The organism is Chelatococcus caeni, assembly GCF_014196925.1.
Taxonomy (GTDB): Bacteria; Pseudomonadota; Alphaproteobacteria; order Rhizobiales; family Beijerinckiaceae; genus Chelatococcus_A; species Chelatococcus_A caeni.
Genome location: NZ_JACIEN010000001.1, coordinates 1636650 through 1650749 on the forward strand (window position 1 = coordinate 1636650; position 14100 = coordinate 1650749).

The 14100-nt window shown below is 69.2% G+C and carries 12 protein-coding genes; 3 read left to right on the forward strand and 9 right to left on the reverse strand.

Annotated features, from left to right (window positions below; translation table 11 throughout):
• Window positions 1-13: 13 nt before the first annotated feature.
• The 3 genes from GGR16_RS07730 to GGR16_RS07740 form a co-directional block, all read right to left on the reverse strand.
• Window positions 14-1105 carry an acyltransferase family protein gene (locus tag GGR16_RS07730; RefSeq protein WP_019401872.1) on the reverse strand — a complete coding sequence of 364 codons (1092 nt, stop codon included), beginning with the start codon at window positions 1103-1105 and terminating at the stop codon, window positions 14-16.
• Between the two features lie 27 nt (window positions 1106-1132).
• Window positions 1133-2008, reverse strand: coding sequence for a glycosyltransferase family 2 protein (locus tag GGR16_RS07735; protein ID WP_019401871.1), 876 nt, complete (start codon window positions 2006-2008; stop codon window positions 1133-1135).
• Between the two features lie 129 nt (window positions 2009-2137).
• On the reverse strand, window positions 2138-2398 hold the full coding sequence (locus GGR16_RS07740) for a putative antibiotic biosynthesis monooxygenase (RefSeq protein WP_019401870.1): 261 nt from the start codon (window positions 2396-2398) through the stop codon (window positions 2138-2140).
• Between the two features lie 122 nt (window positions 2399-2520).
• Here GGR16_RS07740 and GGR16_RS07745 point away from each other — a divergent pair, with 122 nt between their 5' ends.
• Window positions 2521-3219, forward strand: coding sequence for a TetR/AcrR family transcriptional regulator (locus GGR16_RS07745; protein WP_156332811.1), 699 nt, complete (start codon window positions 2521-2523; stop codon window positions 3217-3219).
• Between the two features lies 1 nt (window position 3220).
• On the opposite strand, the gene GGR16_RS07750 is transcribed toward GGR16_RS07745, so the two are convergent.
• Together GGR16_RS07750 and GGR16_RS07755 are read right to left on the reverse strand one after the other, a co-directional pair.
• Window positions 3221-3634, reverse strand: a complete 414-nt coding sequence (locus GGR16_RS07750) for a GFA family protein (protein ID WP_019401868.1) — start codon at window positions 3632-3634, stop codon at window positions 3221-3223.
• Window positions 3624-4520 carry an NAD(P)-dependent oxidoreductase gene (locus tag GGR16_RS07755; RefSeq protein ID WP_082312585.1) on the reverse strand — a complete coding sequence of 299 codons (897 nt, stop codon included), beginning with the start codon at window positions 4518-4520 and terminating at the stop codon, window positions 3624-3626. Before GGR16_RS07755 ends, GGR16_RS07750 begins: the two co-directional genes overlap by 11 nt.
• Window positions 4521-4646: 126 nt before the next feature.
• Here GGR16_RS07755 and GGR16_RS07760 point away from each other — a divergent pair, with 126 nt between their 5' ends.
• Window positions 4647-4988 carry a winged helix-turn-helix transcriptional regulator gene (locus GGR16_RS07760; RefSeq protein ID WP_019401866.1) on the forward strand — a complete coding sequence of 114 codons (342 nt, stop codon included), beginning with the start codon at window positions 4647-4649 and terminating at the stop codon, window positions 4986-4988.
• 73 nt (window positions 4989-5061) lie between these two features.
• Here the strand turns inward: GGR16_RS07760 and aspS are convergent, their stop codons facing one another.
• Window positions 5062-6870: an aspartate--tRNA ligase gene (gene aspS, locus GGR16_RS07765; protein WP_183316170.1), complete on the reverse strand. Its 1809-nt coding sequence runs from the start codon at window positions 6868-6870 to the stop codon at window positions 5062-5064.
• Between the two features lie 151 nt (window positions 6871-7021).
• Here aspS and rnd point away from each other — a divergent pair, with 151 nt between their 5' ends.
• The gene (gene rnd, locus GGR16_RS07770; protein WP_019401864.1) at window positions 7022-8167 is read left to right on the forward strand and encodes a ribonuclease D; all 1146 of its coding nucleotides are present in this window, start codon (window positions 7022-7024) and stop codon (window positions 8165-8167) included.
• Here rnd and GGR16_RS07775 read toward each other — a convergent pair whose 3' ends face one another.
• The 3 genes from GGR16_RS07775 to GGR16_RS07785 all read right to left on the reverse strand — a co-directional run bounded on the left by GGR16_RS07775 (window position 8168) and on the right by GGR16_RS07785 (window position 13995).
• Window positions 8168-10147: a methyl-accepting chemotaxis protein gene (locus tag GGR16_RS07775; protein WP_183316171.1), complete on the reverse strand. Its 1980-nt coding sequence runs from the start codon at window positions 10145-10147 to the stop codon at window positions 8168-8170.
• Between the two features lie 160 nt (window positions 10148-10307).
• Window positions 10308-11777, reverse strand: coding sequence for an exopolyphosphatase (ppx, locus tag GGR16_RS07780; RefSeq protein ID WP_019401862.1), 1470 nt, complete (start codon window positions 11775-11777; stop codon window positions 10308-10310).
• Window positions 11778-11814: 37 nt separating this feature from the next.
• Window positions 11815-13995 (reverse strand): RNA degradosome polyphosphate kinase, encoded by a 2181-nt coding sequence (locus GGR16_RS07785; protein ID WP_343059619.1) that lies wholly within the window; start codon window positions 13993-13995, stop codon window positions 11815-11817.
• Window positions 13996-14100: the final 105 nt, after the last annotated feature.

The following is a 14100-nucleotide window of genomic DNA, read 5'->3' on the forward strand; positions in this document are numbered from 1 at the left end:
TTCTTCCTTTCGTTCAGGAGGCCAGCGCCGATTTCACCTGCCGCGCCCGCAGCCGTGCCTTGAGGGCAAGGGCGGGCTTTTCGATGAATAGCCAGGACAGCGAAGCCAGCAACACCGACAGGGCGATCGAAACGACGAGTTGTACGGCCACGGGAACGCTTGGATAAAGGCTGTAGACCGTCTGCTGCACCGGCCAGCCGTAGAGATAGATGCCGTAGGACAGGTCCCATTTCGGCGTCAGGATCGGATGGGAAAACCCGGGCGCGAAGCTCAGCCAGATGACCGCATAGGCCGTGGTGACGAACAGCAGCGCCTTGTAGGCGCCGGTGCCGGCGGCGAGCCAGGTCACCAGGGCAAGGGCGGCGAGGATCGGCGCCGACAGCGGTGTGATGTCGCGATAGAGATAAAGGGCCGCGCCCGTGGCGAAGATCAGCGGCAGCCGCAGCGCCGTCTGCATGCCCTGGGGCGCGTCCGGGTGCAGCACGTCGAGGCTGACGGTCGCGGCGAAGAAGCCGGCGACCAGCCCGAGGGCGACGACGCGGTAGCGGATGGCGCCGGCGATGCCGAGAACCAGGACGGCGGCATAGCAGATCGTCTCGTACTTGAGCGTCCACACGGTCGCCAGCGGGAATGGAAACGGATTGTCCGCGAACACGCCGGGCAGGCTGCCACTGCTCTTGAAGGTCGTCAGCGTCGCGGTGATGAAGCGCCCGACGCCGCCCTGGCCGAAATAGTCAGCGAGCGGCAATGTCGTCAGAACCGGGCCGAGGACGAGCGCCACGAGAAGCGTCGCCGCCACCAGGCCGGGCGCGATCCGCAGCGAGCGGGCGATCACGTAGTTCGCCACGCCGCTGCGCGCGAAGCTCAAGGTCACGAGAAGGCCCGACAGGGCGAAGAAGCCGTTGACGGCATGCTCGCCGAGCGTGAAGCCCGTCGCCTTGACGAGCGGCTCGTTGGCGACGCTGCCCGAGCCGACACTGAAGGCGTGCGATACGACGACGGCCAGGGCAAGCGCGAGGCGTATTCCCCCTACATTGTCGAATGGACGCGCCATTGCGACGCCGACGGCCGAGCCGGCCGGCGGCCAAGCGTAAGAACGCAGCATGAGTCCCCTCCCCACGATCGTTCCAGATTATCCTTTTTTTTGAGTCGTTGCGCGACGCCCCGTCAGCCACGCCCACGCCCCTGCGGCCGAGCCGCCGTAGCGCTCGACGAGACGCCGGTTGAAGGTGAGGCAGGCACCCGCCGCCTTGAGCGCGTTGACGGCGAACATGCCGGGCGCCGGATTCGGCAGGCCGTACTTGCGCGACACATAGGCGCGCGACCACGCCTGGTGCCAGCGGGACCGGAAGATGCGGCCCGGCTCCGGCGCGCTGGAGCCGCCGCGCCCGTGCATGGCCCGCGCCGCATCGACATGGATCAGCGCCCGGCCGGAATCGGCCATGCGCCGGCACAGGTCGTCGTCCTCGTAGAAGAGGAAGATCGCCTCGTCGAAGCCGCCGAGCTCGAGGAAGAGGTCCCGCCGGCAGAACAGCGCCGCCCCCGACAGGAAGGGGGCGCAACAATCGCCCTCCGGCAGCACGAGGCGCCCGGAGGGGTTGTGGAGATAGGGCGAGAGCAGCGAGCGCGGCTGGAAGAAGAAGCGCCCGTCCGCCTCCTGGATCCGCGGCGCGAGGAGCCCGGCATCGGGATAGCGCTCGGCCGCGGCGAGAAGCGCTTCGACCGCACCGGCATCGAGCACGAGGTCCGGATTGACGATGAGGACGAATTCGCTCACGGCGGCCCGCACGCCGATGTTGTTGGCGCGGCCGTAGCCCTCGTTGCGGGCGTTGCGGATCACCCGCGCGCCGAGATGCTCGGCAAGCGCGGCCGAGCCGTCGCCGCTCGCATTGTCGACGACGATCGCCCCGGCGCCGCAGGCCTCGATGGCCGCAAGGCAGGCCGGCAGGCAATGGGCCGAATCGTGGGTGACGACGACCGCCGTGACGGCCGAGGCATCGAGCGGCAAGACAGAACCCGTCGAAGAAGGGCCGCAAGGCCCGGGAACGCGCGAAGGGCCGGCGGCAGCCGGCCCTTCGTGGCTTTGGCGCAAATCACGCCGCAAGACAAGTCGAGCGGACGAGTAGCGCGACGCCGCTCAGCCGCCGCGCCGCGCGCTCATCGCCCGCCGCACGAGCGGGATGACGGCATAGACCATGCCGAAGACCATGATCGGCACGATGGCGAGCGTGCGCAGGAAGACCGGCCAGTCCTCCATCAGCGGCCCGAGGCCGTAGAGGATGGCGGTGATCAGCACATAGGCGCCCGGAATGAGGGCAAGCGAGAAGCGCAGGCGCGACGGCTGCGCCGCAGGAGAGGCTGCGGGGGAAGGCGAAGAAGGAGAAGCAGCGGAAGGCATGGGGGAACCGTCTCCGTGGCAAAACGAAACGATCCGTATCGTTTCGGCCATGGATATAAACGGCCCGTTTCGTTATGTTAAGAGGGGCCGAACAAAAATCTGCAGGAAGCCGGAGGAGCCCCATGTCCCGCCCCCCTCGCCAGCCGACTGGCGCGCCGCCGAACGAGCCGGCCGACGGGCCGCCGTCCGGCGCTGACGATAACGACGGAGCCCCCTCCCCGTCCGGCACGGCAGGCGGGCGCGGCCGCCGCACCTCCATCGGCGCGCGGCGCAACCCGGCGAGCGAGGCGGCGGTCATCGCCGCCGCACGATCCTTGTTGCAGGAAAAAGGTTACGCAGGCTTTTCCATCGACGAGGTGGCGCGCCGCGCCGGCGCCGGCAAGCCGACGATCTACCGCTGGTGGCCGACGAAGGCCGACCTCTTCATCGCCATCTACCAGGCGGACAAGGCAGCCGCCATCGCCATGCCCGACACGGGCTCGCTGGCGCGGGACCTGCGGACGCTCGTCAACGCGCTCTGGGCCTTCTGGCGCACGACGCCCTCGGGCGGCGCCTTCCGCGCCCTCATCGCCGAGGCACAGACCAACCCCGTCTCCCTCGCCGCGTTGCGCGACCGCTTCGTCCCCCAGCACATGTGCCGCCTGCGGGAAGTCTTCGACCGGGCCGTGGAGCGCGGCGAGATCGCGCCCGACAATGTCGAGGCGCTCGTCGAGCTCTATTTCGGCTTCAACTGGTTCCGCCTGCTGATGAACCGCATCGACGACGACCCGGACCACGTGGCGCGGGCCGTGCAGATGATGGTGGAGGGCGCGCGGCGGTAGGCTATTCCACGAGCGGGACCGCCTCCCCGAGGGTCAGCCACCCGGGCCGACGGCCGGCGCTGAACAGAGCGGCCGGCGGGCCCACCTCCGCTTCCTCGAAGCAGCCGGCCGACACGACGAGCCCGTCGGGCATCACCTCCGCCTCCATATAGAGCTGCGTCCCGCAGACGGGGCAGAAGACCTGGTCCACCCAGCGCCCCGCGTCGCTGCCACGCCGGAAGCGGCGATGCTCGCCGGTGGTGCGCACCACGGCGCCCTTGCCGTAGCGCGCCCGCCAGCCGAAGGCCGAGCCCGTCGCCCGCTGGCATTCGCGGCAACCGCAGGCATAGACCCGGTCCGGCGGCCCGGCGAGCGTGAGGCTCAGCTGCCCGCAGGTGCAGCGGGCGGTGCGCTCCCGCCCCGCTTCAGGCGGCATGGCGCACCCCGCCCCGCTCGATGAAACGCATCAGCGCCGCGAAATCGTCCGCCGCGTGGCCGGCCGCGAGCGCGGCCTTGAACAGCCCGTCGAGTGCCGCCGGAAGCACGCGGTCCAGCCCGTGCTCGTCGCCGACGGCCAGGAGATGATGGAAGGCGCTGTAATGCGCCTCGATGGTCGCGAGCGTCGCGGCGTCGCCGCGCCAGCGCCCCTCGCCCACCCGCGCGATGAGATCGTCGGTCGCCGCATCGACCACCGGCTGGAAGTCCCGCATGTATCGGGCATAGGCCTCCAGGCCGATGCCCTCTGCGCGGACCACCGCCAGCGCCTGCAGGGTGCCGAAGAGCTTGCCCCACATCTGTGTCAGCAGCCCCGTGTCGAGCGCGGACGCATGGCCCGCATCCTCGCCGACGAACACGCCGTTGCCGCCGAACACGCGCAGCACGTCGCGATGGCGTTCGAACGCCTGCCGCATGCCGGAGTAGAGAATCGTCGTCTCCGCCCCGCCGATGAAGTTCGGCGTCGCCATGATGGCGCCGTCGAGATAGGCGATGCCCCGCTCCGCCGCCCATCGGCCGGCCTCGCGCGCCTGCCGGGGCGAACCGGACGTGAGCTGCACCACCACCTTGCCGGCGAGCGCGCGTTCCACCGCCGGCATGCGCAGCAGCGCGTCCGCCGCCGCATAATCGATGACATTGACGATGACGACATCCGATGCGGCCACCGCTTCTGCCAGTGATTCAGCGGTGTGTGCGCCCGCCGCGACGAGGGGAGCGACCTTCTCCGGCGAGCGGTTCCATACGCGCGTTTCGATGCCCTCTGCGAGCAAGGCTCTCGCGAGCGCCGAGCCCATGCGGCCGGCGCCGACGACACAAGTCTTTGTCATGACGGGAAACCCCACCTATCTTGGCGGGCAGCACCCGCCGGGTTGCCGATTGATAGGCGCGGCCTGGCGACAGTGTAAATTACGCACTTTCAAGTAAGCGCTCACCCCAAGGTAAGTGGTTTTGCAATGAAACGCCTCGAAACCGACGAATGCGGCTTCGCCAGTGCCCTCAATGCTATCTCGGGCAAGTGGAAGATGGGCATCCTGTGGGAGGTGACGCTCCAGCCCCGCCGTTTCGGCGAGCTGCGCCGGCTGCTGCCGGGCGTGAGCGAGAAGGTCCTGGCCCAGCAACTGCGCGAGATGGAGGCCGACGATCTCATCCGCCGCGAGGTCTTTCCCGGCGCCGTGCAGAAGGTCGAGTATTCCGTGACCGACTTCGGCCGCAGCCTCAACGAGGCCGTCGACGCGCTGTCGCGCTGGGGCAAGGAGTTCGAGAAGCGGCAGGAGCGCAAGGCGATGGTGGCCTGACGCCTCAAGGGACGTCGCCGCCCCCAAAAAGGAAGGGCGCCCGCAGGGGCGCCCTCGACATTGCCGGTCCGGCTCACTTCTCCGGCAAGTTCAGCCGGATGTGCAGCTCCCTGAGCTGCTTCATCGTCACCTCGGACGGCGCGCCCATCATCAGGTCTTCCGCCCGCTGGTTCATGGGGAAGAGCACGACCTCGCGCAGGTTCTGCTCGTTGCACAGCAGCATGACGATGCGGTCGACGCCCGGTGCGATGCCGCCGTGCGGCGGGGCGCCGTAGCTGAGGGCGCGCAGCATGCCGCCGAACTTCGCCTCCAGCACGTCCTCGCCGTAGCCGGCGATGGCGAAGGCCTTGCGCATGATGTCCGGCCGGTGGTTACGGATGGCGCCCGACGACAGCTCGACGCCGTTGCAGACGATGTCGTACTGGAAGGCCGTGATGCCGAGGATCGTCTTCTCGTCCGCCGGGTCGAGCGCCAGGAAGGCGTCGTGGTCGAAGTTCGGCATGGAGAACGGGTTGTGGGAGAAGTCGATCTTCTTCTCCTCCTCGTTCCACTCGAACATCGGGAAGTCGGTGATCCAGCACAGGTCGAAGCGCTCGCGGTCGATGAGGTCGAGCTCCTCGCCGATGCGCGTGCGCGCCTTGCCGGCGAGCCCCGCGGCCTTGGCCTCCTCCCCCGCCGAGAAGAACACGGCGTCTCCGGCGCGCACGCCGGCGGCCAGGGCGATGGCGGCCTGCGCCTCGGCCGGCACGAACTTGGCGATCGGCCCCTTGCCGACGAGTTCGCCGCCCTCGTCCTCGAAGACGATGTAGCCGAGGCCCGGCGCGCCCTCGCCCCGCGCCCAGTCGTTGAGCTTGTCGAAGAAGGAGCGCGGCTGGCCCGCCGCCCCCGGCGCGGGGATGGCGCGCACGACGCCGCCGGCCTTGATGACGTTCTTGAAGGCGTTGAACGTCACGTCCTCACGCAGGAACTCGGCGGTGATGTCGGCGATGATGATGGGGTTGCGCAGGTCCGGCTTGTCGACGCCGTATTTCAGCATCGCCTCGGCGTAGGGAATGCGCGGGAAGACGGGCGTCACCGGCCGGCCCTCGCCGAATTCCTCGAAGACGCCGCGCAGCACCGGCTCCACCGCCTGGAAGACGTCCTCCTGCGTGACGAAGCTCATCTCGATGTCGAGCTGGTAGAACTCGCCCGGCGAGCGGTCGGCACGCGCGTCCTCGTCGCGGAAGCAGGGCGCGATCTGGAAATAGCGGTCGAAGCCGGCGATCATCGTCAGCTGCTTGAACTGCTGCGGCGCCTGCGGCAGGGCGTAGAACTTGCCCGGATGCAGGCGGCTCGGCACCAGGAAGTCGCGCGCGCCCTCCGGCGAGGAGGCCGTGAGGATCGGCGTCTGGAACTCGAAGAAGCCGCCCTCCTTCATGCGCCGGCGCAGCGAATCGATGATCTGGCCGCGCTTGACGATGTTCTGGTGCAGCTTCTCGCGCCTGAGGTCGAGAAAGCGGTACTTGAGCCGCGTCTCCTCGGGGAAGTTCTGCTCGCCGAAGACCTGCATCGGCAGTTCGCCCGCCGGGCCCAGCACCTCGATCTCGGCGATGTAGAGCTCGATGCCGCCGGTCGGCAGCTCCGGGTTCTCCGTGCCGGCCGGGCGGTTGCGCACCTTGCCGTCGACGCGCACCACCCATTCCGAGCGCAGCGTCTCGGCCACCTTGAAGGCCGGCGAATCCGGGTCGATGACGCATTGCGTCAGGCCGTAGTGATCGCGCAGATCGATGAACAGCACCCCGCCGTGGTCGCGAATGCGATGGCACCAGCCCGAGAGGCGAACGGTCTCGCCGACATGGGTTTCGCGGAGCGCGCCGCAGGTATGTGAACGGTAGCGATGCATGGGCACGGTGTTCCGGCTCGACGATCGGACGAAGGGTGAATGAGCGCCCGCGCGCGGCAACGGCGCGGCCGCGGGAGAAGCCCACGAGACGGCACGAATGTCAAGGATTGGCCGCGACAAGTGGCCGAGTCTGAGCTATAGCGCGAAGACCATGGACTTGATTGCTACGACCGACGCCCTCGCCGCTGCCTGTGCACGCCTCGCCAAATTCCCCTTCGTCACCGTGGATACCGAGTTTCTGCGGGAGACGACGTATTACGCCAAGCTCTGCCTGATCCAGATGGCGAGCCCGGCCGAGGCCGTGCTCGTCGATCCGCTGGCCGAGGGCATGGACCTTGCGCCCTTCTACGCGCTGATGGCCGACACAGAGGTGGTCAAGGTCTTCCACTCGGCGCGGCAGGACATCGAGATCATCTGGCAGGGCGGCAGCGTCATCCCGACCCCGCTGTTCGACACGCAGGTCGCCGCCATGGTCTGCGGCTATGGCGACTCGGTGTCCTACGAGCAGCTGGTCAACGACCTCGCCAAGGCGCGCATCGACAAGTCCTCCCGCTTCACCGACTGGTCGCGCCGCCCGCTCAGCGAGCAGCAGCTCGCCTATGCCCTCTCGGACGTGACGCATCTGCGCACCGTCTATGCGGCGCTGCATGCGGACCTGGCCGAGAGCGGGCGCGAAAGCTGGCTCGATGAGGAGATGGCGGTGCTCACCGCGCCCGCCACCTACGACACCCATCCCGAGGATGCCTGGCAGCGCCTCAAGGGGCGCATCAAGAAGCCGAAGGAAGCCGCGGTGCTGATGGAGATCGCGGCCTGGCGCGAGCGCGAGGCCCGCAGCCGCAACGTGCCGCGGTCGCGCATCATGAAGGACGACGCCCTCATCGACATCGCCGTGCACGCGCCGACGACGCCGGAGGCGCTCGGCGCGCTGCGCTCCGTCCCCAACGGCTTCGAGCGCTCGCGCCCGGCCGGCGACATCCTCGCCGCCGTCGCACGCGGCGTGGCGCGCGATCCGAAGTCCGTCAGCCTCGGCGAGCGCGGCCGCAAGGCCGGCTCCAACGGCGCCGCCATCGAAATGCTCAAGGTGCTGCTGAAGGCCGTGGCGGAGAACGAGCGGGTCGCCCCGAAGATCCTCGCCACGGTGGACGATCTCGAGGCCATCGCCCTCGACGACGAGGCCGACGTGCCGGCGCTCACCGGCTGGCGGCGCCAGCTCTTCGGGGAGAAGGCGCTCGCCCTCAAGGCCGGGCGCCTCGCGCTCACCGTCGACCGCGGGCGCGTGCGCCTCGTCGAATATTGATCAGGCCGCCTCGCGCAGGAACTCGTCGAGCGCGCCGACGAGGAACTGAGCCGACCGGGTGAAGTCCTGCGACAGGGCGGCGAGGCTTTGCGCGGCCTCGCGCGTCTTGGCCACCGTCTCGCCCATGGCCGACAGGCTCTCGTTCATCAGCGTCGCCCCGCGCGCCGCTTCCGACGTGCTCGCGGCGATGGCGGCCGTCGCCTGCCCCTGCTCCTCGACGGCGGCAGCGAGCGACGTGCTGAACAGGTTGATGGCCCTGAGCGCCTCCTCGATCTCGCCGACGGCGCTCAGCGTGGTCGCGGTATCGTTCTGGATGCCGTCCACATAGGCGGTGATGTCGGCGGTCGCCTTGGCCGTCTGCTGCGCGAGCTGCTTGACCTCGCCGGCGACGACGGAGAAGCCCCGCCCGGCCTCCCCCGCCCGCGCCGCCTCGATGGTGGCGTTGAGCGCGAGCAGCGCCGTCTTCTCGGCGATCGACTGGATGAGATGCACGATGGCCTCGATGCGGCGTGCCGCATCACCCAGGGTGCGCGCCTTCTCGCTCGACCGCTCGCCGACCGCCAGCGCCTCCACGGCGACGCGCGAGGCCTCGAAGGAACGCTGCGAGATGTCGTTGATGGAATGGGCCAGCTGGTCCGTCGCCGAGGCGACCGTGGCCATGTTGGTGGAGGTGTCGGCCGCCGTGCCGTGCGCGCGCTCGACGAAGGAGGCGGAGACCTCGACCTCCGCGCCGAGGTCCTGCGACAGGCGGCCGAGCGAACCGGCCCCTTCGCGCACCGCGACGAGGATGGAGGTGGTGCGCTCGCGCAGCCGGCCGATCGCCTGCTCCAGCATGCGCCGGCGGGCCTCGTTCTCCTCGGCGGCCAGCTCGGCCTCGCGCTGCAGCGCCGCATTGGCCTGAGCCTGGTCGCTGAAGACGCCGAGGCTGCGCGCCATGATGCCGATGGCATCGTCCCGGTCCGCCCCGGCGATGGCGATGGCGGCGTCGCCCGCCGCCAGCCTCTGCATGCTGCGGCCGAGGCCGTCGAGGGGCGCGACGATGCGGCGGTCGAGCCAGAGCAGCGTCAGCCCCGCCGTGACGAGGCCGCCGAGGAAGGCGAGCACAAGGCCGCCGAGCAGCATCCCCGTGAGCCGCGCGATCTCGGCCACCGCGTCGGCAGAGGCCGTCTCGGCCGCGGTCCGCATGTCACGGGCGAGCGTGCCGGCCTCCGCCACCGCCGCCTCGAGCGCCGCGGCGGCACCTGCCGCCCGCTCGCCCGCACCGGCCTTCTGTGTCACGAAGCCGTAAAGCTTGGCGCGCTCGCTCTCGGCGGCGCGCAGGAGATTGCGCGACGAGACCCCGAATTCGCGCAGGCGGGCCCCCGCCATGTCGAGCCGGTCGATGAAATTCGAGATCCGGTCGCGCAGCGCCTCGAACCCGGCCGCGTCGTTGTCGCCGAGGAAGGCGATGGCGCCCGCGGCGATGGCCGAGGCCTCCTCCCGCAGGCGCGCCACGGCCGCCGCCTCTGCCTCTCCGCCGGCCGCCGACAGCGCCCGGGCGATCGTTTCCGTCGCCGCGAGAAAGTCCGTCACCGTTTGCGGATAGACCTCGTCGAGATCATCGAGCGCCCAGCGCGACACCACGGCATCGCGTGCCCGCGGCCCGAGCGTGCCGCTGATCGCGGCGACACGCGCGACGTCGTCGGCAAAGGGTGTATCCGCCGCAAGCGCCGCCAGCCCCTCGACGGCACCCGCGAGGCGCGCGAGCTCCGGGTCGATCAGCGCCTCCGGAGCGCGCCCGAAGGCGCCCTCGGCGGTACGCACGCGCAGCACCATCTGCTCGAGGTCCGACACATAGCCCGCCGCCCCGCCGACGACGCGCATGAGCGCCCCGGTCTCGCCGGCGAGCCGCGCCATGTGCGACACCGTGGCGCCGACGACGGCGAGCACCAGACCCATGCCGACCACGATGAACAGCGCGATCGGCGTCGAAACGCGCAAATTGATCCTGCTTCTCAGCGATAATGTCGCCACGCCTGCCCCCGAATCCCCTTTTGTGCAACGCACACGTTGTGGAGATCCGGCATTGCGGAACGGTTACCCTTACATGAAATTTCTGTGACAGGCCTTTGTAATAGAAGTCGTTTCCAGTTCCCCGAGCTTATTTGCCGGTCTGGATGACGGGCTCGCGGCCGACGAGGCGGGAGAGCTGCTTGACGCGGTTGAGCAGACGGTCGCTCGCCAGCGCGGCAAGATCGCCCGGCAGCGCCAGCACCAGCTTGCCGCCGTGCCCCGTGATCGGCGCCCGCGGCAGGACTCCCGGCATGGCCGCCGAGACGAGATAGGCGACCCGCATGGCACCGCCGAGGATGCGCGCCCGGTCGATCATCCGGGTCGTCACCAGTTCGCGGATGCGCGGGCTGATGTCGTCCACCGACAGGCCGACGTGGCGGAAGAAGACCGACAGGGCCAGGAAGGCGCGGCCGGGATGGTCGACGCCGACGAAGGCGGCATGGGCGATGATGTTGAGCCCCTGCTCGCCGCGATAGTCGGGATGCGCGCGCCAGCCGATGTCGGCGAGGAGGCACGCGGCATGGCGCAGGCGGCGCTCCTCCCCCGTCTCGTCGAGGTGGAGCGAGGCGACGAGCTTGTCGGTCCAGCCGATCAGCTCCTCGCCGTGCATCGGCGCGCGCGAGCGCAGCAGGTTGAGCTCGCGCGCCGCGGAGAGCAGCGGATCCATCCGCCGCTCCTCGTTGGACAGCTTCTCGTAGAGCAGCCCCTCGCGCACCCCCTGCGCGGAGATGACGACCGTCCTGGGCTTGCCCTTGCGGATGATCTCTTCGAGCAGCAGCGCCCCGTAGCCGAGCAACGGCCGGCGGGCTGCCGAGACGGCCTCGATCGATTCGAGCGTTTCCGCATCGACGCGCTCGACGATCTTGGCGAAGTCCGTGACGTCCTTCGGCGCCACCGTATAGCCGTGCATCACGTGCAGCGGATAGCCCTTCTGCGTCATGTGCAGGCGCGCCAGGGCGCGCCAGGTGCCGCCGACGGCATAGAAGGTGCGCCCCTTCAGGCGCTCCAGCGGCTCGGCCCTGGCGAAGGCGTCGCGCACCACCTTCGAGGCCTTGCGGATGTTGCCGCCGGTCGTGTCCTGCAGGGCGAGGCCCCCGAGCGGCAGCGACACCCCCTTGCCGAGCTCGAAGCCGCGCACGTCGATGAGCTCGAGGCTGCCGCCACCCATGTCGCCGACGACGCCGTCGGCATCATGGAAGCCGGACATGACGCCGAGCGCCGAGAGCTGCGCCTCGCGGCTGCCCGAGATGAGCTCGATGGGATGGCCGATCGCCGCCTCGGCCCGGGCGAGGAAGTCGGGCCCGTTCTCGGCATCGCGCGCCGCGGCCGTCGCCAGCACGTGCACCGAGCCGACCTGCATGAGCCCGCACAGGACGCGAAAGCGCGCCAGAGCCCTGAGCGCCTTCTCGACCGCGTCGTCGCGCAGCCGCTTCGTCGTCGTCACGCTGCGGCCGAGGCCGCAGAGCACCTTCTCGTTGAAGATCGGCGTCGGGGCCCGCGTCATGCCCTCGTAGGCGACGAGGCGGACCGAGTTGGAGCCGATATCGACGATGGCCACCGGTGCGCCGACGTCGAGCCGGCCCGGGGCACGCAGTTCAGGCAGAGGATCCCTTGGCGAGGGTCCTGGGGCGCGAATCCTTGAGAGACTTTCCACGTCCAGACAGACTCGGGTTCGTCATGAAGTACTGATGAGCGTTGAAGGACTGCTCCCCCTTGCCCGGGATGATGCGCTTGCTCGTCCCATCGGGCAATACAGTCCAGCTCTGCTCGTTGTCCAGCAGATTGGCGAGCATGATCTGCTCGAGGATCTGCTCGTGGACCGTCGGATTGGAGATCGGCAGCAGCGCCTCGACCCGCCGATCGAGGTTTCTCTGCATCAGGTCGGCCGAGGAAATGTAGAGATGCGCCTTGGCGTGCGGCAGCCCGTGCCCGTTGCCGAAGGCGTAGATGCGGCTGTGCTCGAGGAAGCGGCCGACGATGGACTTGACGCGGATGTTCTCCGACAGGCCCGGAATGCCCGGCCTGAGGCAGCAAATGCCACGCACGATGAAGTCGACCTGCACGCCGGCCCGGCTCGCCTCGTAGAGCGCATCGATGATCGTCGAATCGACCAGCGAATTGCACTTGCCCCAGATCTGGGCCGGGCGGCCGGCCTTCGCATGGGCGATCTCCTCCTCGATATGCTTGAGGAGGCGCGCCTTGAGCGTCACGGGCGAGACGGCCATGCGCTCGAGCTCGGCCGGCTCGGCATAGCCGGTGATGAAGTTGAAGATGCGCGCCACGTCCCGTGCGATGACCGGGTCGGCCGTGAAGAACGACAGGTCGGTGTAGATGCGCGCCGTGATCGGGTGATAGTTGCCCGTGCCCACGTGGCAATAGGTGACCAGCTGCCCGCCTTCGCGGCGCACCACCGACGACAGCTTGGCGTGGGTCTTGAGCTCGATGAAGCCGAAGACCACCTGCGCCCCCGCCCGTTCGAGGTCGCGCGCCCAGCGGATGTTGGCCTCCTCGTCGAAGCGGGCCTTGAGCTCGACGAGCGCCGTCACGGATTTGCCCGCCTCCGCCGCCTCCGCGAGCGCCTTGACGATGGGCGAGTCGGACGAGGTGCGGTAGAGCGTCTGCTTGATCGCCACCACGTTGGGATCGCGCGCCGCCTGCTGCAGGAACTGCACCACCGCGTCGAAGGATTCGTACGGGTGGTGGATGACGATGTCCTTCTGGCGGATGGCGGCGAAGCAATCGCCCCCGTGCTCGCGAATGCGCTCGGGAAAGCGCGGGTTGTAGGGCTTGAACTTGAGGTCGGGCCGGTCGAGCCCGACGAGCTGGCTGAGCTCGTTGAGCGCCAGCATGCCCTCGACCACGAAGATCTCGTCGGTCGTCACGTTGAGCTCATCGGCGACGAAGGCGCGCAGCCCCTCGGGCATGGCCGCCTCGACCTCGAGGCGGATGACGCTGCCGCGGCGGCGCTGCTTGAGGGCCGATTCGAACAGGCGCACCAGGTCTTCCGCCTCTTCCTCGATTTCGAGATCGCTGTCGCGGATGACGCGGAAGCACCCCTGCCCCTTCACCGTGTAGCCGGGGAAGAGCTTGGCGGTGAACAGGACGATGAGCTGTTCGAGCGCGATGAAGCGCTGGGCCCCCGTCTCGGCGAAATCCGGCAGGCGCACGAAGCGCTCCACCCGGTTCGGTACGCGGATCAGCGCGTTGAGCGAGCGGTTGTCGCTCTGGCGGAAGAGCGCCAGCGCCACCGTGAAGCCGAGGTTGGAGATGAACGGGAAGGGATGGGCCGGATCGACCGCGAGCGGCGTCAGCACCGGGAAGACGTGGTGCAGGAAGTAGTCGTCGAGCCACAGGCGCTCGGCCTTGGTCAATTGCCCGGCGTCGACGAGGACGATGCCATTCTCGAGCAGTTCGTCCCTGAGTTCGCGCCAGCGGCGCTGCTGGTCGCTGGCGAGCACCGACACCTCGGCGCCGATGCGCATCAGCTGCTCGGCCGGCGTCAGCCCGTCCTGCGACTGGGTCATGACGCCCGAGCGCACCTGGCCGCGCAGGCCGGCGACGCGCACCATGAAGAACTCGTCGAGATTGTTGGCCGAGATCGACAGGAAGCGCAGCTGCTCCAAAAGCGGATGGCGCTTGTTGGAGGCCTCCTCCAGCACCCGGCGGTTGAACTGCAGCCAGGACAGCTCGCGGTTGATGAAGCGCTCGGACGACTGGCGCAGCGCCTCGGCAGCGACCGCCTCGGCCGCGACGGCCCCACCCTGGTCGAGCTTCACCGCCTCGCCCTGCCCGCCCGCCGGCTTGATCGCCTCGAGGTTCACCGTCCCGCTCCCTTTAGCTATGTCGCAGCCACTTGTTCCGTCCTTGTGCGTCAATTCCAA